Genomic DNA, 19,839 nt, shown 5'->3' with positions numbered 1-19,839 from the left:
ATACTCCGTATTGATATACAGGGCTGGAGGGCCGGAGAAGCAGGTCAGACGGCGTCCCGCTGCACAGGACAACTCATGCATCGGGGCCCCCCGCGCCCCCGCCCCAGCTCGCTCCCCGGGATCTCGATCACCTCGATGCCCTCCTTGCGCAGGTGCGTGTTGGTCGTCACGTTCCTCTCGTACGCCACCACCACCCCCGGTTCGACGGCCAGCACGTTGCACCCGTCGTCCCACTGCTCGCGCTCCGCCGAGTGCACGTCCTGGGTGGCGGTCAGCACCCGCACCCGCTCCAGCCCGAGCGCCGCCGCGATGGCCCGGTGCATGTGCTCGGGAGCGTGGTCGGTGACCCTCAGTTCGCTCGCCCCCTCGCCCGGCCGGATCGTGTAGGAGCGCAGCATGCCCAGGCCCGCGTACTGGGTGAAGGTGTCCGCGTCCACCATCGTCATCACCGTGTCCAGGTGCATGAAGGCCCGCCGCTTGGGCATGTCGAGGGCCACGATCGTCGACGCCGACCCGGCCGCGAACAGCCCCCGCGCCAGCATCTCCACCGCCTGCGGAGTGGTGCGCTCGCTCATCCCGATGAGCACGGCGCCGTTGCCGATGACGAGGACGTCCCCGCCCTCGATGGTCGAGGGGTAGTCGGCCTGCCCCTGCGACCAGTAGTGGAAGGGGCCGGAACCGGTGAAGAGCGGGTGGTGGCGGTAGATCGCCTCGAAGTGCACGGTCTCGCGCCGCCGCGCCGGCCAGCGCATCGCGTTGATGGACACCCCGTCGTAGATCCAGGCGGAGGTGTCCCGGGTGAAGAGGTGGTTGGGCAGCGGGCCCAGCAGGAAGTCGTCGAGGTCGAGCGCGTGGAAACGTACGGAGACCGGTTCGGGGTGGCGCTCCAGGAACTCCCGCTTCGTCATGCCCCCGACGAGCGCCTCCGCCAGTTCGGCCGAGGGCAGGCCGTCGAAGGCGGCGCGCAGGTGGTCGGTGGCGAGCGGACCGTACTCCTTCTCGTCGAAGACCCGGTCCAGGACCAGGTGCCGGGCCTCGGTGATGTCGAGGGCCTCGCACAGCAGGTCACCGAAGAGGTGGACGTCGACACCCCGGTCGCGCAGCACGTCCGCGAACCCGTCGTGCTCCTGACGGGCCCGGCGCACCCACAGCACGTCGTCGAAGAGCAGGGCGTCCTTGTTGCTTGGTGTGAGCCGCTTCAGCTCCAGATCGGGCCGGTGGAGGATGACGCGGCGGAGCCGCCCGGTCTCGGAGTCGACATGGAATCCCATGCCGTACACGTTCCCAGACCGAGCGGCCTTTCGAACCGGCCTTTCGTACCGACGCCGTCGAACCCGCCCCGCGGGCGCGGCCGGACGCCGGCCCCGGACGGGGCCCTCAGCGCAGGCCGAGGAGCGCCGAGGGGGCGCCGACCAGCTCCGGGGCGGTCAGGCCCAGCTTCGGGGCGGTCAGGTTCGGCAGCCCGAAGTTGCTCCCGTCCGGCATGGTCAGCGGGGCTCCGACGACCGCGCCGGGCGTGCGGGTGCGCAGCGTCGTCTCGGGGGACTCCACGGACCCCTCGCCGTCCGTCTCGGGCGCGCCGGCGAGGTTCGGCACCGCCGAGGCGACGCGGGTGTCGCCGAGTTCGGTGGCGATCGGGACGACCGGGAGCAGTGGGACCGGCAGCAGGTCGCCCTTGTGGTGCCGGGGCGCCTCGGGGGCGCCGACGACGGGCATCGGGACCCCGGTGGCCACGCGGGGGGCGGCCACGCCCAGCGTGGTCTCGACGGCGTCCAGCGGCACATCCACCGGCACCGCGTCGGCGACGGCCGGGGAGGCCGCTCCGACCGCGGCCATACAGGTCATCAGTGCCGCAAGGCTTCCGCGCGCGGTCATCTTCATAGGTGACGTTCCGTCCTTCCAGGGTCGCGGACATTCCGCTGCCCTGGATGAACGATCCCGCCGGTGGTTTCCCCGGAGTTCCCGGCGAAAGTTCCCTCATAAGGCCTACGTGAGAGCGATTCCGGGCCGGGCCGCGACGAGGTTCACCCGTCCGTGGCGGACGATCGTCCGTCAAACGCTTGACCCGACAGGTGGATTGTGCCACCGGCTACAGCCGGGGACGGCGGAGCGGGCGGGGACCCGTGGCCCCCACCCGCTGCGGACCGGCCGGCGGCGCGGCCGGCGCGCCCCGTCACAGCCGGGGGTCCACCGGCTCCGATTCCAGCGCCAGCACCGCGAAGACCGGTTCGTGGACCCGCCACAGCGGCTCGCCGGCCGCGAGCCGGTCCAGGGCTTCGAGGCCGAGCGCGTACTCGCGCAGCGCGAGCGAGCGCTTGTGACCGAGGAAGCGCTGACGCAGCCTCTCCAGGTTCTCCGGTCGCGTGTACTCCGGGCCGTAGATGATCCGCAGGTACTCGCGCCCGCGCACCTTCACGCCCGGCTGCACCAGCCGCCCCTTGCCGTCCCGGACGTACGCCCCGAGCGGCTTGACGACCATGCCCTCACCGCCGGCGGCGGTCATCTCCCGCCACCATTCGGTGCCCGCGCGCACGGAGGCCTCGTCGGTGGTGTCCACGTGGATCCGCGCCGTGCGCCGCAGCAGCGGGGCCGCCGACCGCCCGTCGGCGTCGGCCAGCCGGTCCAGCCAGGCCAGCTGCCGGTCGTGCGGTACGTCGGCCAGGGACCGTCCGGCCACCGCGAGCAGCTGGAACGGCGCGAACCGTACGCCGTCCAGCCCGTCGGTGGTCCAGCAGTAGCGGCGGTACGCCTCGGTGAACGCGGCGGCGTCCTCGGCACGGGCCCGCTGGCGCGCCGCCAGCTCCCCCGTCTCCACGCCCCGGGCCGCGGCCGCCTCCAGGGCGGCCAGTGCGCCGGGGAAGACGGCGCGGGAGGCCGCGCCGACGGCGGCGTACTGGTTGCGCAGCAGGCCGGTGGACTTCAGGGACCAGGGCAGCAGCTCCCCGTCGAGCAGGAGCCAGTCGGTGTCCAGCTCCTCCCAGAGGCCGGCGGCGTCGACCGCCGTCCGGAGCCTGCCGAGGAACTCCTCCGTGACCCCGGGGTCCTGGAAGAACGGCCGTCCGGTGCGGGTGTACAGGGAGCCCGAGGCCGCGCCGTCGGTCCCGAACCGCGACCGGGCCGTCTCGGCGTCCCGGCACAGCAGGACGGTCGCGCGGGAGCCCATGTGCTTCTCCTCGCAGACGACCCGCTCGACGCCGTCGGCGCGGTACTGCGCGAAGGCCTCCGCCGGGTGTTCGAGGTGGCCGTCCTCGCGGGAGGTGGCCGTCGGGGCCATGGTCGGCGGGAGGTAGGGCACCAGGCGCGGATCGACCGCGAAGCGGCTCATGACCTCCAGCGCCGCGGCGGCGTTCTCCTCGCGGACGCCGACGTTGCCCAGGTGGCGGGTCTCCACGACGCGGCGCCCGTGGACGTCCGCGATGTCGAGCGGGCGTCCCTCGTGGCCGCCCGGCGCCTCGGCGGCGAGCGGCTTGACCGGCTCGTACCAGACCTTCTCGGCCGGTACGTCGACCAGTTCGCGTTCGGGCCAGCGCAGGGCGGTCATCCGGCCGCCGAAGACGGCGCCGGTGTCGAGGCAGATGGTGTTGTTGATCCAGGTGGTGTCCGGGACGGGGGTGTGGCCGTAGACCACGACCGCCTTGCCCCGGTAGTCCTCGGCCCACGGGTAGCGCACCGGCAGCCCGAACTCGTCGGTCTCGCCGGTGGTCTCCCCGTACAGGGCGTGCGAGCGGACCCGGCCGGAGGTGCGGCCGTGGTACTTCTCGGGCAGGCCGGCGTGACAGACCACCAGCCGGCCGCCGTCGAGCACGTAGTGGCTGACCAGGCCGGCGATGAACTCCCGTACCTCCTTGACGAACTCCTCGGGCTCGCGGTCGAGCTGTTCGATCGTCTCCGCGAGACCGTGGGTGCACTGGACCTTGGACCCCTTGAGGTGGCGGCCGAGCTTGTTCTCGTGGTTCCCGGGCACGCACAGGGCGTTGCCGGACTTCACCATGCCCATCACGCGGCGCAGGACGCCGGGGCTGTCGGGGCCGCGGTCGACGAGGTCGCCGACGAAGACGGCGGTGCGGCCGTCGGGGTGGGCGCCGTCCCGGTAGCCGAGCTTGGCCAGCAGGGTCTCCAGCTCGGAGGAGCAGCCGTGGATGTCACCGATGATGTCGAACGGTCCGGTGAGGTGCGTGAGGTCGTTGAATCGTTTCTCCAGGACGACCTCGGCGGACTCGACCTCCTCGACGGTGCGCAGGACGTGCACCTTGCGGAACCCCTCGCGCTCCAGGCCGCGCAGGGAACGGCGCAGCTCGCCGCGGTGGCGCTGGATCACCCGGCGCGGCAGTCCGGCGCGGTCGGGTCGGCCGGCGTTGCGTTCGGCGCAGACCGCCTCCGGCATGTCGAGGACGATCGCGATGGGCAGGACGTCGTGTTCGCGGGCCAGGCGGACCAGCTGCCGGCGGGCCTCGGGCTGGACGTTGGTGGCGTCCACGACGGTCAGCCGTCCGGCGGCGAGCCGCTTGCCGGCGATGTAGTGGAGGACGTCGAAGGCGTCCCGACTGACGCTCTGGTCGTTCTCGTCGTCGCTGACCAGGCCCCGGCAGTGGTCGGAGGAGAGGACCTCGGTCGGCTTGAAGTGCCGGCGGGCGAAGGTGGACTTGCCCGATCCGGTGGCCCCGACGAGGACGACGAGGGACAGGTCGGTGACGGGAAGGATCCGGTGGGCCGGGCGGGGGGTCGCGCGGTCGGTCTCGGTGACGGTCATGCCGCCTCACCCTCCTTCGGAGTCGTGGTGGTCTCGGTGGTCTGGGTGGTGGCGGGTTCGCCGGTGGCCGTGAAGACGGCCATCTGGGTGGGCGGGCCGACCTCGGGGTCGTCCTCGCCGACGGGCACGTACGCCACGGCGTACCCGTACCGGTCGGCGACGCGCCGCGCCCACGTACGGAACTCCTCGCGGGTCCACTCGAAGCGGTGGTCGCGGTGGCGGACGTGCCCGGCGGGCAGCGTCTCCCAGCGGACGTTGTACTCGACGTTCGGAGTGGTCACGAGGACCGTGCGCGGGCGGGCCGCGCCGAACACCGCGTACTCCAGCGCCGGCAGGCGCGGCAGGTCCAGGTGCTCGATGACCTCGCTGAGCACGGCCGCGTCGTAGCCGACGAGCCGCTTGTCGGTGTACGCCAACGACCCCTGGAACAGCCGGACACGGGAACTCTGCCGCTCCCCCATCCGTTCCAGACGCAGGCGACGCGCGGCGACGGCCAGGGCGTGCGTCGAGACGTCGACACCGACGATCTCGGTGAAGGTGACGTCCTTCAGCAGGGCCTGCACCAGCTGCCCCTGCCCGCACCCGAGGTCGAGGACGCGCGCCGCGCCGGCCGACCGCAGGGCGGCCAGGATGGCCTCGCGGCGGCGCACGGCGAGCGGGACGGGCCGCTCCTCGGTGTCGCGCGACTCGTCGACGGCGTTGTCGACCTCCTCCGGTTCGCTCCCGTCGACCTCGGCGAGGCGGGCGAGCTCCAGGCGCTCCATGGCGTCCCGGGTGAGCCGCTTGTCCCGGGCCAGGTAGCGGGCGGTGATCAGCGCGTGCTCGGGGTGGCCGGCCAGCCAGCCGTCGCCGGCCCGCAGCAGCTTGTCGACCTCGTCGGGCGCGACCCAGTAGTGCTTGGAGTCGTCGAGCACGGGCAGCAGGACGTACAACTGGCGCAGGGCGTCGTCGAGCCTCTGCCCGCCGTCCAGCACGAGCCGTACGTATCGGCTGTCGCCCCACTGCGGGAACTTCTCGTCCAACACCACGGGCTCGACGTCGACCCGGTCCCAGCCCAGCGGTTCGAACAGCCGGCGCACCAGGGCGGCGCCGCCGCGCGCCGGGAGCGCGGGGATCTCGATCCGCAGCGCCAGCGGTCGCCCGGGCAGCTCGGGGCGGGCCGTGCACCGGCCGTTGAGGGCCGAGCGGAACACCCCGCCGAGGGCGACGGCGAGCAGGGACGAGGCCGCGTACGGGCGGTCGTTCACGTACTGGGCGAGGGCGGCGTCGGGGGCTCCGCCCCGACCCTTCTCCCGACCGCGCCGCACGAGCGCGACGGGGTCCACCTCGAGCAGCAGCGCAGCCGTGCACCGCTCGGCCGAGGCCTCGGGGTAGAAGACGTGCGCGGTGCCGTGCGAGGTGGTGAACGCCTGCGCCCTCCCGGGATGCTTGTGCAGCAGAAAGCCCAGGTCGGTGGCGGGTTTCTCCGTCGTGCCGGTGGTGCTGATCGTGAGGAACATGCGCTTCAGTATCTGCCGCGCGCGGGCGCGGGCCCACTGCTTTTTCACCCGGCTCCCGACCCCCGGCGCAGGGCGGGGCGCAGGGCGGCGACGGCGCTCGGGCCGACGCGGCAGCAGCCGCCGACGATCCGGGCGCCGGTGCGGAGCCAGGCGTCGACGGGCCAGGGCGGCGGGGTGCGCGGGCGGTGCCAGGTGGCGGTGGTCGCCTCCCAGACGGAGCCGTCGTTGGGGTAGGCGAGCAGGGGTTTGGTCGTGACCGAGGCGGCGGTCTCCAGGGCGGGCAGGACGTCCCGCGGATCGCAGCAGTTGACGCCGACCGCGATGACCTCGGGCGCGGCGGCGGCGAGGGCGAAGGCCTCGTCGAGGGGCTGGCCGGCGCGGGTGCGGTCGCCCTCGACGGTGTAGCTCACCCAAGCCCGCGCGCCGCTCGCGGCCAGGACGCGCAGCAGGGCCCTGGCCTCGTCGGTGTCGGGGAGGGTCTCCAGCGCGAGGACGTCCGGGCCGGCGGCGAGCAGGGCCTCGACCCGCGGCCGGTGAAAGGCCTCCAGCCGGGGCCCGCCCAGCCCGTAGCGGCCCCGGTACTCGCTGCCGTCGGCCAGGGCGGCCCCGTACGGGCCGACGGAGGCGGCCACCCACACCTCGTGCCCCGCCGCCCGCGCCGCCCGGTCGGCGAGGCGCACGGACGCCGCGGACAGCGCGGGGTCGTGCCCGGTCTGGTAGCTGGCCGTGATCAGCACCTCGGCGCCGGCCTCGACGTAGGCCGTGTGGGCGGCCTCCACCTGTTCCGGGTGCTCGGCGAGGACCCGGCCCGTCCACAGGACGCCGGACAGGTCGCAGCCCTGGGCGGCGAGGCGTTCGGCGAGCCCGCCGTCCAGGAGCACGGGCCCGACCGCCAGGGCGTCGGCGAGGGGGCGGGTCGCTCGGGGCACGGGTCCTCCTGTGTGCGGTGGGTCGTCAGCCGAGCCGGCCGAGGACCTGGGAGGAGATCAGCTCCAGGTGGTCCAGGTCGTCGAGGTCGAGGAGCTGGAGGTAGACGCGGGAGGAGCCGATGGCGGCGTAGGTGCCGAGCTTGTCCACGACCTCGGCCGGGGAGCCCGCCAGGCCGTTGGCCTTGAGCTCGTCGACCTCGCGGCCGATGGCGGCGGCCCGCCGGGCGACCTCGGCGTCGTTCTTGCCGACGCACACCACCAGGGCGTTGGAATAGACGAGTTCCTCGGCCTTGCGGCCGACCCCGGCGGCGGCCTCGCGGACGCGGGCGAACTGCCGGCGGCTGTCCTCCACCGAGGCGAAGGGCATGTTGAACTCGTCGGCGTACCGTGCGGCGAGGCGCGGGGTGCGCCGGGCGCCGTGCCCGCCGATGAGGATCGGCACCTTGGCCTGGGCGGGCTTGGGCAGCGCCGGGGAGTTCTCCAGCCGGTAGTGGGTGCCGTGGTGGTCGAAGGTGGCTCCGGGCTCGGTGGCCCACAGGCCGGTGATGATCGCCAGTTGTTCCTCCAGCCTGGCCATCCGTTCGGCCGGGAAGGGGATCCCGTACGCCTTGTGTTCCTCTTCGAACCAGCCGGCTCCCAGGCCCAGCTCGACGCGCCCGCCGGACATCCGGTCGACCTGGGCGACCTGGATCGCGAGGACGCCGGGAAGCCGGAAGGTGCCGGCCGTCATCAGGGTGCCGAGCCGGATCCGCTTGGTCTCGCGCGCCAGTCCCGCGAGGGTGATCCAGGCGTCGGTGGGCCCGGGCAGCCCGTCGACGGAGCCCATCCGCAGGTAGTGGTCGGACCGGAAGAACGCGTCGAAGCCGAGGTCCTCGGTGGCCTTGGCGACGGTGAGGAGGGTGTCGTAGTCGGCGCCCTGCTGGGGTTCGGTGAAGATTCGGAGCTCCATGGCTCCATCCTGCCCGCCTCCCACCCCTGCAGGGTGAATCTGCGTCAACCCGGCGGTCCGCGCTTCGCCCCGCCAGTGACCTGCGCGGACGGTGATCGTTGGCTCGGTCGGAGCCGGACCGCCCGGCCCGCGCGCCGGCGGCCTGCCGACGACGCGTCCACCGCCCCCTTCCGCCTCGGAAGGGCCAGGGCCGAGGAGGCCGCCATGTCCCACGAGGTCGCGCCGGAGACCCCCCGACAGACCGGGCACACCGGACAGGCAGCACACGAACAGGCACACCGGGAGTCCGCGGTGCCCGCGCAGGGCAGCGCGCCGAAGGGGCTGCTGCAGCAGATGGAAGAGCTGATGGCGGCGCTGAACGCCGATCTGTCCCGGCTCGACGCCGACCTGAACACCGCGGACCGCGCTCCCGCCGCCGCGCCGACGACCGCGGCCGGCCACGTGTCCGGGAGCGACCGCGGGACCCACTCCGACCGGGGGTTCTGACCGGACCCCCGCGACCGGTCGGCGCGACCGTGCGGGTCCCGCCGTGCGCGGCGGGACCCCGCGACCCCGACCGAAGCCCGGGTCCTCAGAGCACGCCCGAGGCCGAGCCCCGTTCCCGTACCGCCATCCTGCGCAGCAGCGCCCGCACGCGGTCGCTGGACTCGTCGGCCGCGTCGATCGACTCGATGCACTGCCAGTACAGGCTTTCGTCGTCCGTCGCGCAGGCCACCCCCACGAGGGCTATTCCGACCTCCCCGAGCAGCGCCTGGATCCCGAGCAGCGCTTGACGGACATCGGCCACGCCGGTCAGTCGCGCCGCCCTCGGCGGCGTCTCGGGCGCGCTGCCCTCGCCGCGCAGGGCGGCCCGGTCGACGACCCCGCAGCCTCTGCCTCCCGCCTCCCCCAGTCCCCGTGCCTCCGATCTGAGCTCCGGCGGCCCGGTGACCGCCAGCCATCCCCCGATCCCCTGCGCCAACGCCTGGGCCTGCCAGGCCTCTCCCACGATGTCCCACGCGGCGCCGCTCTGTGCCAGAGCGTGCCGGCCGGCCGCGATGAGCCGTACCGCATCCATATGCCGTCCCCCGTCCGCACGACATCCCGCCGTTCTCCACTACCCAGAGTGAAGGCAACGAGCCAGTAAAGCCAGGGGTATTCGGAAATCTGTGGACACAAACATGGTTGTGGACGACGCCATCACTCCGAAGAGTGACGATCAGAAGGCGTCGTACCGGTCACCGGGAAGCGCTGTTCGTTCCTTTCGATCTTCGCCGCCAGCGCATCCAGCACATCCACCCCGAGAACCTCACAGAATTGCAGCAGATACGCCAGTACGTCGGCCACCTCGTCGACCACTCGGTGTGCGCGTTCCGGCTCTTCCATCACCGCCGCCGACTGTTCCGGCGTCAGCCATTGGAAGATTTCGACCAGTTCCGACGCCTCCACGCTCAGTGCGACGGCCAGGTTCTTGGGGGTGTGGTAAGGGGCCCAGTCGCGGGCGGCGGCGAACTCGGCGAGCCGCCGCTGGAGTCGGTGGAGTCGTTCGTCTTCGGGTTCCTCGGGGGCGCTGTTCATGGGGACAGGTCTACCACCGAGACGCCGGGGAGCCCCTGCGCGGTTGCGGCACCCTCGGCTCCCGTCGTCGCGACCAGGCGGACGTGCCCACGCGCGCAGGACAGCAGGGCCAGGCGCAGCAGTTCGGCGCGTTGGCTGCGGTCGAGGTCGCGGTCGAGGCCGTCGGCGAGAACGGTGAGGGCCTGTCGGGCCGAGAGCAGTTCGGCGGCGGGGTCCACTGCCAGGACCCCGGGTCCGGTGAGCAGCACGAGCGCGAGGGCGAGGAAGCGCAGCTCGCCGGCGCCGAGGCGGCCGAGTGCGGTGGCGGGCCGGTCGGGTCCCCGGTCCAGGCGGGCGGTGACGAGTCCTCCGCCGGGCCCGCCGGGGCCCCGGGCCACGAGGTCGGCGACGGGGCCGGCGCAGGCGGTGCGGGCGGCCGTGACGAGCAGGGCGTGGCGGGTGGCGCATTCGTCGCGGGTCCGGCGCAGTACGTCGGCCAGGTTGGCGCAGTCGCCGCGCAGTCGGCCCTCGCCGGTGGGGACCGGGGTCCGCATGCGGGCGGGGTTCGGGGCGCAGGGGAAGACCGAGCGCAGGGCGACGACCACCTGCTCGACGGCGGCGAGGACGTGCCGCTGGTCGGCGGTCGCCCCGGCCACGCGCAGCGGGAGCAGGGCCGTGCCCAGGCGGTCGTCGGGGAGCGGGGCGCGGGTGACGCCGACGGCGCCGCCGGTCAGCCAGGCGGCTTCGACGGAGCGTCGGCGGGGGTCGCGTTGGGCGGTGCTGAAGAGGGTGCGGCCGTCCTGCGTGAGCCGTTCGCCGGCGATGCGCAGCGTGGGTTCGGCCTGGACGGCGAGGTCGAGGCTGACGGGGCCGACGGGGCCGTCGACCGTGCAGCCGATGCGGAAGCCGCGGCGGCCGTCCGCGTCGGGGCGGGCCCGTTCGGGGACGCGGGCGGACGGGTCGGGGAAGACCTCGTCCAGGGTGCGGCCGCAGCCGAGGGCCGCCAGGGCCCCGTAGGCCTCCAGGGCCTGGGACTTGCCGCTGCCGCTGGAGCCGGTGAAGAGGGTGACGGGGCCGAGCGCGAAGCGGGCGGCGCGGTGCGGGCCGAAGGCGGCGAGGCGCAGCTCGGTCACGGCGGGGCGGAGCGGGCCGCCCGCGGGTGCGGTCGGGGATGCGGTCGGGGATGCGGTCGGGGCCGCTCCGATCCGCGGGCCCGTCTCCGCTCCCGCCTCCCCTTCGGCCTTCGGCCTCGCGGTCGGCGTCACCGCGCCGGGTAACGGGGTCGTGCCCGGGGGCGCGGCCGTCGGCCCCGGCGGGGCTTCGGTCCGGGGCGGGGTGCTCGGGGTGCGGCGGGCGGGGGCCGGGATGGTCGGCGTCGCGTCCAGGGTGGCGTCCATGGCCGGACGGTACGGGCCCCCGGGGTGTCCGGGGGCCCGCCGAACCGTTCCGTCGTCGCGACCTTCCTACGATCGGGGGACGGCCGCGGCCGCGATCCCCTCGACCTCGGTCCCGACGGGCGCCAGCAGGAAGACGTTGCGGTCGACCCGGTGCATCCCGCTGCCCAGGCCGAAGACCACGCCGCTGCTGAAGTCCAGGATCCGCTTGGCCACTTCGCTGTCGGCGCCGGTGAGGTCGAGGAGGACCGGGATCTGCGCGATCAGGTACTCCGCCACCTCTCTGGCGTCGGCGAAGATCTGGACCCGGATCACCACGAAGCGCCGCTGTTCCGCCGCGGTGGCCCCGGCGGCCTTGGGGATCGTGCGGTGGTCCACCCGGGAGGGCCATTCGTTGCGACTGCGCAGCGGCACCACCTGCGCGAGTCCCTCCCACTGTTCGTCGGTGACGTCGTACCTGCTCACCGGGCCGCCTCGGCCTCGCGCTTCATGTGCATCCGCCCATCCTCTCGCGTTTCACCCGTTCAGCCCAACACCGACACGAGCGGGTGCGCGGAAGCGGAGGGGCGGGGTTCTGCTCGGGCGGCCGATGGGCTAGGTTAGGTTAGGCATACCTAACCCACTCCGATCGATGGAGAGACCGCATGCGCCTGCCCGGTGATCCCGCCGCCATGCCCGCCGCCGCCCGGCCCACCCACGCCGAGCGGGTGCGGTCCATCCTCGCCGCCGCGCACTCGATGACCGTGGTCACCGACGGCGTCCGCAGCGAGGTCCGCCACCTCGACGGCAGCGACGTCCTCGGCCGGCTCCACCTGCACCCCGCCCCGCCCGCCGCCGGCCACCCGTTCTCGGCGCTGACCGACGAGCGCCCCGCCATCCGGCTGGAGTTCACCGACATCGCCCCCACCCCGGTGCGCGACCGGGTGCGCGCCCGCGTCACGGTGCTGGGCCGGCTCCTGACCCCGTACGCAGACGAGGAGTCCGAGCCCGGCGCCACCACCTGCGTGGAATACGGCCAGGCGATCCTGGAGACCGCGGAGGGCACCTCGTACATCGGGCTGGACGAGCTGGACGAGGCCTGGCCCGACCCGCTCGCCCCGTACGAGGCGGGCATGCTCACCCACCTCCTCGACGACCACCCCGAACTCGTCACCCTGCTGCTGCGCCTGGTCCGACCGGCCCCCTCCCACGCCCTCGTGCGCGCGCTCCCGCTCGCCCTGGACCGCTACGGGATCACCCTGCGCCTGGAGGAACGGCGCGGCCACACCGACGTCCGGCTGCCCTTCCCCTCCCCGCTGGACGACGTCGAGCAGTCGGGCGCCCAGATCCAGGCCCTGCTCAGCGCCGCCCGACGCCGTTCGCACCCCAACTCGCTGCCCGCGTGAACGGCGCGTGAAGCCGCGCCCGGCCCCGGAATAGGCGGCGAAGCGCACCGGTTGGCGGTGATCATGAAGGCAATCGCGTACAGCGCATACGGAACTCCCGCGCCCCTCGAACTCGTCGACGCGCCGGAACCGAAGGTCGGCCCGGGCGAGGTGCTGATCCGCGTCAAGGCGGCCGGGGTCAACCCCGTCGACTGGAAGCTCGCCGCCGGATACCTCGATCCGGTCCTGGAGGTCCGCCACCCCGTCATACCCGGCTGGGACGTGGCCGGCGTGGTCGAGGCCCTCGGCCCGGACACCCACGACCACTCCGTGGGCGACGAGGTGTACGGCTACGTCCGCAAGGAATGGGTCCAGCTCGGCACGTACGCCGAGCTGGTGGCCGCCCCCGTGCGCACCATCGCCCGCAAGCCCCGCGAGCTCAGCTTCGAGCAGGCCGCCGGCATCCCGCTGGCCGGGCTCACCGCCTACCAGGCCATCACCCGGGCCGGCGTCACGGCCGGACAGACCGTCGTCATCCACTCGGCGGCCGGGGGCACCGGCTCGCTGGGCGTGCAGATCGCCGTCTCCCTCGGCGCCCGCGTCATCGGTACGGCGGGCACCCACAACCACGACTACCTGCGCGAACTCGGCGCCGAGCCCGTCCTGTACGGGGAGGGCGCGGCCGAGCGGATCCGCGCGCTGGCGCCCGAGGGCGTCGACGCGGGCCTCGACTTCCACGGCGAGGGCGGCGTCGAACTGCTGCGGTCGGTCGTCCGGGACGGGGCGCCGGTGATCTCCATCGCCGACAACGACGCGGACGCCAAGGGGGCCAGGCACATCTGGGTGCGCCCGGACACCACCGACCTGACGGCCCTGGCGGAACTGGCCGACGCGGGACGGCTCGTCGTCAACGTGGCCCACTCGCTGCCGCTGGCGGAGGCCGCCAAGGCCTGGGAGCTGAGCGCCGCGGGCCGCACCCGCGGCAAGATCGTCCTCACCGTCTGAGCGGCTCCTCGGGGGAGGGCGCGGGCCCTCCCCCGACGCGCCGGACGGCGCCCTCAGCGCGCGTACCGGTTGGCGGGACGGGGCAGCCCGTAGTTCTCGCGGAGCGTGGTGCCCGTGTACTCCGTACGGAAGAGGCCGCGCCGCTGGAGGATCGGCACCACGTGGTCGACGAAGTCGGTCAGGCCGGTGGGCAGGACGGGCGCCATGATGTTGAAGCCGTCGGCGGCGCCCTGGGTGAACCACTCCTCCAGCTGGTCGGCGATCTGCTCGGGCGTGCCCGCGAAGACGCGGTGCCCGCGGCCGGCGCCGAGACGGGCGATCAGCTCGCGCAGGGTGAGGCCGTCGCGGCGGGCCAGTTCGGCGACGAGCGTGAAGCGGCTCTTGTTGCCGTTGATGTCGCGCTCTTCGGGCAGGTCGGGCAGCGGGCCGTCCAGGGGGTGGCCCGTCAGGTCCACGTTCAGCATCCCGGAGAGCTGGGCGAGGCCGTACTCGGGCACCTGGAGGTCGGTGAGCCGCTGCTCCAGGGCCTTGGCCTCGGCCTCGGTGGAGCCGATGACGGGGGCGATGCCGGGCAGGACGAGGAGCTGGTCCTCGGTGCGGCCGTACCGGGCCAGGCGGGACTTGAGGTCCTTGTAGAAGGTCTGTCCGTCGGCGAGGGTCTGCTGGGCGGTGAAGACGGCCTCGGCGTGGCGGGCCGCGAACTCCTTGCCGTCCTCGGAGGAACCGGCCTGCACCAGCAGCGGGTGGCCCTGGGGCGAGCGGGGGACGTTCAGGGGGCCGGCGACGGAGAAGTGCTCGCCGCGGTGGGCGGCGGGGTGCAGCCTGTCGGTGTCGGCGTAGACGCCGCGCTCCTTGTCGAGGACGATCGCGTCGTCCTCCCAGCTGTCCCACAGCTTGCGGGCGACCTCCAGGAACTCGTGGGCGCGCTCGTAGCGGACGCCGTGTGCGAGGTGCTCGTCGCGGTTGAAGTTGCGGGCCTCGTCGACGGTGCCGGAGGTGACGATGTTCCAGCCGGCGCGGCCGTTGCTGATGTGGTCGAGGGAGGCGAACTTCCGGGCCGTGTGGAAGGGCTCGTTGAAGGTGGTGGAGACCGTCGCGATGAGCCCGATGTGCGAGGTCACGGCGGCGATCGCGGAGAGCAGGGTGAGCGGTTCGAAGCCGCCGAGGGCGTTGTATCGGGCCTTGCCCCACAGGGCGAGGCCGTCGGCGAAGAAGATCGAGTCGAGCTTGCCGCGCTCGGCCGTACGGGCCAGCTCCTGGAAGTAGGCGAGGTCGGTGACGCGCTCGGGGCTGGAGTCGGGGTGGCGCCAGGCGGCGTCGTGGTGGCCCGCGTTCATGAGGAAGGCGTTGAGGTGCAGGGTGCGGGGCGTGGCTGCGGACATGTCGGTTCCCTGGGGTGAACGGCGGAGCGGGGCGCTCCGCGGGGTGATTCGGGTGGACGGCCGGTCGGGACGCGGTGGAGGGCCGGTCCGGTCGCCGCGGCCGGGGTGGCTCCGGCCGCGGCGGTGGTGGCGGTCGGGAGCCGGCGGTCAGGAGGTGGGGACCCGCCACAGGCTCAGGCGGCGTTCGACGGTGACCAGGAGCTGGTTGAAGGCGACGCCGATCGCGGAGATCGTGATGATGCCCGCGTACATCTGGGGAATGGCGAAGTTGAACTGCGAGGCGTTGATCAGGTAGCCCAGCCCGGCCTTGGCGCCGATCATCTCGGCGGCGACGAGGACCAGGATGGAGACCGCCCCCGCGAGCCGGATGCCGGTGAAGATGGCCGGCACCGAGGCCGGGAGGATCACCTTCTGGAAGAGCTTCGGGGTGGACAGGTCCATCGAGCGGGCCAGCCGGACCAGGGTCGGGTCCGCGTTCCCGACGGCGCTGATCGTGTTCAGCAGGATCGGCCAGACGCAGGCGTAGACGACGATCGAGACCTTCGAGGTCTCGCCGATGCCCAGCAGCAGCACGAAGACCGGCAGCAGGGCGAGGGCGGCCGTGTTGCGGAACAGCTCCAGCAGCGGGCCGAGGAAGGCGGCGACGGGCCGGTACCAGCCGATGAGCAGTCCCAGCGGGACGGCGACGACCACGGCGATGGCGAACCCGCCGAAGGACCGGGTCAGGCTGGCGCGGGCGTGTTCGCCGAGCTGTCCGTCGCCCAGCAGCTCCCACCAGGCCCGGGCGACCTCGCTGACCGGGGGCAGGAAGGTGGCGTCCACGAGGCCGAGCCGGGGCGCGGTCTCCCACAGCGCGAGCAGCGCGAGGATCGCCGCCGAGCGGATCAGCGCCGCGCGCAGCCACCGGGCCGCCGCGCGCGGCACGGACGTACGGGAGGCCCGTGGAGCAGCCGGAGCAGGGGCCGGTGCCGGGGTCGGGGCCGAGGTCGAAACCGGGGCCGTGGCCGGCGGGGCCTCGGCGGTCGTGTCCCCGGTGTCCGGATCGGCCTTCGCGGCCGTTCCCGCGTGGGTGGCGGGGGCGGTGTCGGTGCTCATGCGGAGGCCTCTTCCTTCTCCAGTTGCTGGGCGCGGGCCACCTCGTCGTGGAGCAGGGTCCAGATGTGATGGCGGTGGCGGGCGAACTCGGGGCTGGAGCGCAGGTCCTCCCCCGTGGCACGGCCGTCCCGGTCGCCGAAGGAGACCGGGACGATCTCCTTGATCCGGCCCGGGCGCGAGGTGATGACGGCCACCCGCTGACCGAGGTACACCGCCTCCTCGATGCCGTGCGTGATGAAGACGACCGTCTTGCCGGTGCGCTGCCAGATGCGGCGCAGTTCGTCCTGGAGGGACTCGCGGGTCTGGGCGTCGAGGGCGGCGAACGGTTCGTCCATCAGCAGCACGTCCGGGTCGTACGCCAGCGAGCGGGCGATGGCGACGCGCTGGCGCATGCCGCCGGACAGCTCGTGCGGGTGGCGGTCCTCGAAGCCGGTGAGTCCGACGAGGTCGAGGAACTCCCTCGCCTTCGCCGCTCGTTGACGGCGCGGGACACCGGTGGCCTCCAGGCCGAACTCGACGTTGCCGAGGGCGGTGCGCCAGGGCAGCAGCGCGTACTGCTGGAAGACGATGCCCCGGTCCAGGCCGGGGCCGGTGACCGGCCGGCCGTCGAGCAGGATCCGGCCGGAGCTGGGGCGGGTCAGCCCGCCGAGGAGGTCGAGGAGGGTGGACTTGCCGCAGCCGCTGGGGCCCACGACCACGAGGAACTCGCCCGCCTCGATCTTCAGGTCGATCCCGTCGAGGGCGGTGAACTCCGCCGCCTCCCTGCCCTTGCCGGCCTTCCTCGGGAAGGTCTTGGTGACGTCCTGGAACTCGATCTTCGCCATGGTGGCGGTCAGCCCTTCCCGTAGCCGTTGAACTCGTTGGTGTAGAGGTCCGCCGGCTTCAGGCGGCCCTGCGGGATCTCGCCGCGCTCGCCGAGCCAGTCGAGCCACAGCTGGAACTCCTTGTCGGCGATCCGGCCGCCGGTCTCGGCGATGCCGTAGGAGCGCCAGAATTGGAGCGTCGCGGTGTCCTCGTTGCGGCCCCGCTTCTTGACGATCTCCGTCATCCGGGCGATGACCTGCTCGCGCGGGGTGGTGCGGGACCACTCGATGGCCTTGGCGACGCCGGTGGCGAAGGTGCGTACGGTGTCCGGGTTCTCCTTGATGAAGCGCTCGGTCATCACGTAGGTGCCGGCGCTGAAGGGGCCGAGCAGCTCGACGTCGGAGAACAGGGGGCGGATGCCGCCGGACGCGAGGGCCTTGTCGCGCAGGACCCCGGTGAGCACGCCGACCTCGATCTGCTTCTGGCGCAGCGCCTGTTCGGTGTTGACGGGCGGCACCACGAGGGCCTCGACCTTGCCCGCGTCGGCCTTGGAGAGGCCGTTGCGGCTGAGGTAGACGTCGAGGAGGGCCTGGTAGTGGGCGCCCAGGGTGTTCATGCCGACCTTCTTGCCGATGAGGTCGCGGGCGGACCGGATCGGGCTGTCCTCCAGGACGTAGTAGCCGGCGAAGGACTCGCGGTCGGAGCCGTAGGAGGAGACGACGGCCTTGATGGGGGCCTTGCCGGCGGCCAGTTTGATGACGGCGCCGTTGAAGGCGCTGCCGAAGTGGGTCTGGCCGGTGGCGGCGGACTGGATGTCCTGCGGCCCGCTGATGGTGTTGCCCACCCATTCGAGGGTGACGTCGCCGAAGTGGCCGAGGTCGGCTGCGAGTTCGGGAAGGGTGACGGCGCCGACGGCGCCCTGGTACTTCAGGGTGGTGATCTGCTTGCCGGATCCGGAGCCGGAGCCGCCCGTGGCGGTGGCCGTGCCGCAGCTCACCGCGGCCGCCGAGATGCCGAGCAGGGTGAGGAACTGGCGCCGGGTGCGGATGGTCGGGGTGGTGGCTGCGGGCATGACGGATCCTTGTTGTCGCGGTGGAGGGGTGGGGCTCGGGTCAGGGGGCGGGGGTGAGGGTGGCGACCCCGGCGGCGCGCAGGGCGTCGGCGAACTCGTCGACGGCCTGGAAGAGGTCCAGCTCCGCGTCGGGCCGCAGCCGGTCCGGGCCGGCGCCGCGCTCGACGGAGGAGTCCAGGACGAAGCGGCCTGCGGTGACGTGCCGGGCGCCGAGGGCGGCGAGGACGGGGCGCAGGGCGTAATCGATGGTCAGGACGTGGGCGAGGCTGCCGCCGGTGGCGATCGGCAGGATCGTTTTGCCGGCCAGGCCGTCCTGCGGCAGCAGGTCGAGGAAGGCCTTGAGCAGGCCGGTGTACGAGGCCTTGTAGACCGGGGTCGCGATGACCAGGCCGTCGGCTTCGGCGACGGCCTCCAGCGCGCGACGGACCTCCGGCTCGCCGCGGCGGGCGGACAGCAGGTCGGCTGCGGGCAGCTCGCGCACGGCGAGGTGGGCGGTCTCGAATCCGGAGTGGGCCAGGCGGCGCAGCACGTGGTCGGCGACGACGGCGGTGCGGGAGTGGGTGGAGGGGCTGCCGGTGAGGGCGAGCAACTTGGGCATGGAGGCTCCTGGATCGGCGGCGGTACGGGAGGCGCGGGTGACGCGGGTGGTGTGTGGTGCGTGGGCGGGACGGGCCGTACGCGCACCCGTGCGGGTGCGGATGCGCGTACGGCCCGTACGGGCGCCGCGGGCGTTCCGGTCAGGCGGAGGCGGCCGGGGTGGCGGTCGAGGCGCCGGAGGGGATGCCGAAGGAGGGGTCCGGCACGGTCTCCGGGGTGACCAGGCGGGAGGGCTCGCCGTCGGGGCCGACCGGGACGTCGCCGTCGACGGTGACCCGGCGCAGGGTGCGCTCGTGGTCGTCGGAGTCGTCGACGCCGTAGTGCTGGGTGGCGCGGTTGTCCCAGATCGCGACGTCACCGGTCCGCCACTGCCAGCGGACGGTGTTCTCCGGGCTCTCGACGTGCGCCTGGAAGAGGTCGAGCAGGGCCCGGGAGTCGCGGCCGGTCAGACCGGCGATTCGCTGGACGAAGTTGCCGAGGAGCAGGGTGCGTTCGCCGGTCTCGGGGTGGACGCGGACGACCGGGTGCTCGGTGACGAAGGAGGTGGAGGTGAACACGTCCCGGTACTGGGCGAGGGCCTCGGGGAGGGCGCCGGGCTTGAGGGCGGCGTAGTCGTACTCGTTGGAGTGCAGGGCGCGCAGGCCGTCGGCGAGGGCGCGCAGCGGCTCGGGCAGGTGGGCGTAGGCGGTGGCGGTGTTGGCCCACAGGGTGTCTCCGCCGTAGGGCGGGATGGTGACGGCGCGCAGGATGGAGAAGGCGGGGTAGGCGGGGACGAAGGTGACGTCGGTGTGCCACTGGTTGGCACGGGCGCCGTGGTGGGAGTCGATGCCCAGGGCGTAGCGGCCGTCGGCGGAGGGGACGGTGGGGTGGGCGACGGGGGTGCCGAGGAGCCGGGCGAAGGCCTCGTGCGAGGCCTCGTCGAGGTGGTCCTGGTCGCGGAAGAAGACGACCTTGTGGGCGAGGAGGGCCGCGCGGACCTCGGCGACGGTCTCGGGGGCGAGGTCTCCGCCGAGGCGTACGCCAGCGATCTCGGCGCCGATGCGGCCGCCGATGCGGGTGACGGTGGTGGCGGTCGTGGCAGTGGTCACGGTTGCTCCCTGATGGGACGGCGGAGGTTTATTTCCGCTGCGGAAGGAATGTGGTTACGGCTGGACGTGGGGCGCGTACGAGCGGGTTCGCGGGGCGGCGGCCGGGGACACGGACGGGGTTCGGCGCGGATGGGGTCGCGGGCGCCCCGGGACGCGGCGTGATGGAGCGGCGTGGCGTACGGGGCACGTCGGACGGAATCGGGACCACCCGCCGTCGCGGAGCCGGCGGGTGCGCCGACGGGGCCGCCCCGACCGGATCCACCGGCGCGGCCCCGTACGGACGGCGGATCCCCGGATCCGGACGCGAGGCGCCCGCGGACGTCGGACCGCACGCTCCCGGGCGTCGTTCGTACGGGTCGAACGGCCTGCGGGAAG

Annotated in this window: 19 protein-coding genes; 3 read left to right on the top strand and 16 right to left on the bottom strand. The window is 73.5% G+C overall.

All coding sequences use genetic code 11. The features are described from left to right. Positions 1 to 44: 44 nt before the first annotated feature. From AB0D01_RS01110 to AB0D01_RS01085, 6 genes are all read right to left on the bottom strand, one after another. Positions 45 to 1,271, bottom strand: a complete 1,227-nt coding sequence (locus tag AB0D01_RS01110) for an arginine deiminase (RefSeq protein ID WP_363052810.1) — start codon at positions 1,269 to 1,271, stop codon at positions 45 to 47. Between the two features lie 106 nt (positions 1,272 to 1,377). Then, positions 1,378 to 1,845, bottom strand: coding sequence for a hypothetical protein (locus tag AB0D01_RS01105; RefSeq protein ID WP_363052808.1), 468 nt, complete (start codon positions 1,843 to 1,845; stop codon positions 1,378 to 1,380). Positions 1,846 to 2,173: 328 nt separating this feature from the next. Then, complete coding sequence (locus AB0D01_RS01100) at positions 2,174 to 4,750, bottom strand: polynucleotide kinase-phosphatase (protein ID WP_363052806.1); 2,577 nt, start codon at positions 4,748 to 4,750, stop codon at positions 2,174 to 2,176. Then, positions 4,747 to 6,249: a 3' terminal RNA ribose 2'-O-methyltransferase Hen1 gene (locus AB0D01_RS01095; RefSeq protein ID WP_363052804.1), complete on the bottom strand. Its 1,503-nt coding sequence runs from the start codon at positions 6,247 to 6,249 to the stop codon at positions 4,747 to 4,749. The genes AB0D01_RS01100 and AB0D01_RS01095 overlap by 4 nt, the downstream gene beginning before the upstream one ends. 44 nt (positions 6,250 to 6,293) lie before the next feature. Then, positions 6,294 to 7,178 carry a homocysteine S-methyltransferase gene (mmuM, locus tag AB0D01_RS01090; protein WP_363052802.1) on the bottom strand — a complete coding sequence of 295 codons (885 nt, stop codon included), beginning with the start codon at positions 7,176 to 7,178 and terminating at the stop codon, positions 6,294 to 6,296. Positions 7,179 to 7,203: 25 nt separating this feature from the next. Next, positions 7,204 to 8,127 carry an LLM class F420-dependent oxidoreductase gene (locus AB0D01_RS01085; protein WP_363052800.1) on the bottom strand — a complete coding sequence of 308 codons (924 nt, stop codon included), beginning with the start codon at positions 8,125 to 8,127 and terminating at the stop codon, positions 7,204 to 7,206. Positions 8,128 to 8,331: 204 nt separating this feature from the next. Between AB0D01_RS01085 and AB0D01_RS01080 the strand changes: the two genes are divergently transcribed. Then, a complete protein-coding gene (locus tag AB0D01_RS01080; RefSeq protein WP_363052798.1) occupies positions 8,332 to 8,613 on the top strand; it encodes a hypothetical protein in 282 nt (93 codons plus the stop codon). An 85-nt stretch (positions 8,614 to 8,698) separates the two neighbouring features. Here the strand turns inward: AB0D01_RS01080 and AB0D01_RS01075 are convergent, their stop codons facing one another. The 4 genes from AB0D01_RS01075 to AB0D01_RS01060 all read right to left on the bottom strand — a co-directional run bounded on the left by AB0D01_RS01075 (position 8,699) and on the right by AB0D01_RS01060 (position 11,522). Next, on the bottom strand, positions 8,699 to 9,184 hold the full coding sequence (locus tag AB0D01_RS01075) for a DUF6099 family protein (RefSeq protein WP_363052796.1): 486 nt from the start codon (positions 9,182 to 9,184) through the stop codon (positions 8,699 to 8,701). Between the two features lie 122 nt (positions 9,185 to 9,306). After that, positions 9,307 to 9,684, bottom strand: a complete 378-nt coding sequence (locus AB0D01_RS01070; protein ID WP_363052795.1) for a nucleotide pyrophosphohydrolase — start codon at positions 9,682 to 9,684, stop codon at positions 9,307 to 9,309. After that, positions 9,681 to 11,060 carry an ATP-binding protein gene (locus AB0D01_RS01065; RefSeq protein WP_363052793.1) on the bottom strand — a complete coding sequence of 460 codons (1,380 nt, stop codon included), beginning with the start codon at positions 11,058 to 11,060 and terminating at the stop codon, positions 9,681 to 9,683. The genes AB0D01_RS01070 and AB0D01_RS01065 overlap by 4 nt, the downstream gene beginning before the upstream one ends. 66 nt (positions 11,061 to 11,126) lie before the next feature. After that, positions 11,127 to 11,522: a cell division protein SepF gene (locus AB0D01_RS01060; RefSeq protein WP_363052791.1), complete on the bottom strand. Its 396-nt coding sequence runs from the start codon at positions 11,520 to 11,522 to the stop codon at positions 11,127 to 11,129. Positions 11,523 to 11,701: 179 nt separating this feature from the next. Here AB0D01_RS01060 and AB0D01_RS01055 point away from each other — a divergent pair, with 179 nt between their 5' ends. After that, positions 11,702 to 12,442, top strand: coding sequence for a DUF2470 domain-containing protein (locus AB0D01_RS01055; protein WP_363052789.1), 741 nt, complete (start codon positions 11,702 to 11,704; stop codon positions 12,440 to 12,442). Between the two features lie 63 nt (positions 12,443 to 12,505). Then, on the top strand, positions 12,506 to 13,426 hold the full coding sequence (locus AB0D01_RS01050) for an NADP-dependent oxidoreductase (protein WP_363052787.1): 921 nt from the start codon (positions 12,506 to 12,508) through the stop codon (positions 13,424 to 13,426). A 53-nt stretch (positions 13,427 to 13,479) separates the two neighbouring features. On the opposite strand, the gene AB0D01_RS01045 is transcribed toward AB0D01_RS01050, so the two are convergent. From AB0D01_RS01045 to AB0D01_RS01020, 6 genes are all read right to left on the bottom strand, one after another. Then, positions 13,480 to 14,808: an LLM class flavin-dependent oxidoreductase gene (locus AB0D01_RS01045; RefSeq protein WP_363052785.1), complete on the bottom strand. Its 1,329-nt coding sequence runs from the start codon at positions 14,806 to 14,808 to the stop codon at positions 13,480 to 13,482. A 147-nt stretch (positions 14,809 to 14,955) separates the two neighbouring features. After that, positions 14,956 to 15,903: an ABC transporter permease gene (locus tag AB0D01_RS01040; protein ID WP_363052783.1), complete on the bottom strand. Its 948-nt coding sequence runs from the start codon at positions 15,901 to 15,903 to the stop codon at positions 14,956 to 14,958. Next, entirely contained in the window at positions 15,900 to 16,727 is an 828-nt protein-coding gene (locus tag AB0D01_RS01035) for an ABC transporter ATP-binding protein (RefSeq protein ID WP_363052781.1), read from the bottom strand. The genes AB0D01_RS01040 and AB0D01_RS01035 overlap by 4 nt, the downstream gene beginning before the upstream one ends. 8 nt (positions 16,728 to 16,735) lie before the next feature. Continuing rightward, positions 16,736 to 17,779, bottom strand: coding sequence for an ABC transporter substrate-binding protein (locus AB0D01_RS01030; protein WP_363052779.1), 1,044 nt, complete (start codon positions 17,777 to 17,779; stop codon positions 16,736 to 16,738). Between the two features lie 40 nt (positions 17,780 to 17,819). Further along, a complete protein-coding gene (gene ssuE, locus AB0D01_RS01025; RefSeq protein WP_363052777.1) occupies positions 17,820 to 18,377 on the bottom strand; it encodes an NADPH-dependent FMN reductase in 558 nt (185 codons plus the stop codon). 139 nt (positions 18,378 to 18,516) lie between these two features. Further along, positions 18,517 to 19,464, bottom strand: coding sequence for a TauD/TfdA family dioxygenase (locus AB0D01_RS01020; RefSeq protein ID WP_363052775.1), 948 nt, complete (start codon positions 19,462 to 19,464; stop codon positions 18,517 to 18,519). Positions 19,465 to 19,839 lie beyond the last annotated feature (375 nt).

It is taken from the genome of Streptomyces sp. NPDC048606, assembly GCF_040650855.1.
GTDB lineage: Bacteria > Actinomycetota > Actinomycetes > Streptomycetales > Streptomycetaceae > Streptomyces.
The sequence above is the reverse complement of the archived record's forward strand: the minus strand, read 5'-3'. Positions and strand labels throughout refer to the sequence as shown.

Coding starts and splice junctions, on each gene's coding strand:
- AB0D01_RS01065 (WP_363052793.1), bottom strand. CDS start 11,060: ATGGACGCCACCCTGGACGCGACGCCGACCATCCCGGCCCCCGCCCGC.
- AB0D01_RS01045 (WP_363052785.1), bottom strand. CDS start 14,808: ATGTCCGCAGCCACGCCCCGCACCCTGCACCTCAACGCCTTCCTCATG.
- AB0D01_RS01080 (WP_363052798.1), top strand. CDS start 8,332: ATGTCCCACGAGGTCGCGCCGGAGACCCCCCGACAGACCGGGCACACC.
- AB0D01_RS01050 (WP_363052787.1), top strand. CDS start 12,506: ATGAAGGCAATCGCGTACAGCGCATACGGAACTCCCGCGCCCCTCGAA.
- AB0D01_RS01040 (WP_363052783.1), bottom strand. CDS start 15,903: ATGAGCACCGACACCGCCCCCGCCACCCACGCGGGAACGGCCGCGAAG.
- AB0D01_RS01105 (WP_363052808.1), bottom strand. CDS start 1,845: ATGACCTGTATGGCCGCGGTCGGAGCGGCCTCCCCGGCCGTCGCCGAC.
- AB0D01_RS01095 (WP_363052804.1), bottom strand. CDS start 6,249: ATGTTCCTCACGATCAGCACCACCGGCACGACGGAGAAACCCGCCACC.
- AB0D01_RS01075 (WP_363052796.1), bottom strand. CDS start 9,184: ATGGATGCGGTACGGCTCATCGCGGCCGGCCGGCACGCTCTGGCACAG.
- ssuE (WP_363052777.1), bottom strand. CDS start 18,377: ATGCCCAAGTTGCTCGCCCTCACCGGCAGCCCCTCCACCCACTCCCGC.
- AB0D01_RS01030 (WP_363052779.1), bottom strand. CDS start 17,779: ATGCCCGCAGCCACCACCCCGACCATCCGCACCCGGCGCCAGTTCCTC.
- AB0D01_RS01070 (WP_363052795.1), bottom strand. CDS start 9,684: ATGAACAGCGCCCCCGAGGAACCCGAAGACGAACGACTCCACCGACTC.
- AB0D01_RS01110 (WP_363052810.1), bottom strand. CDS start 1,271: ATGGGATTCCATGTCGACTCCGAGACCGGGCGGCTCCGCCGCGTCATC.
- AB0D01_RS01085 (WP_363052800.1), bottom strand. CDS start 8,127: ATGGAGCTCCGAATCTTCACCGAACCCCAGCAGGGCGCCGACTACGAC.
- AB0D01_RS01035 (WP_363052781.1), bottom strand. CDS start 16,727: ATGGCGAAGATCGAGTTCCAGGACGTCACCAAGACCTTCCCGAGGAAG.
- AB0D01_RS01100 (WP_363052806.1), bottom strand. CDS start 4,750: ATGACCGTCACCGAGACCGACCGCGCGACCCCCCGCCCGGCCCACCGG.
- AB0D01_RS01055 (WP_363052789.1), top strand. CDS start 11,702: ATGCGCCTGCCCGGTGATCCCGCCGCCATGCCCGCCGCCGCCCGGCCC.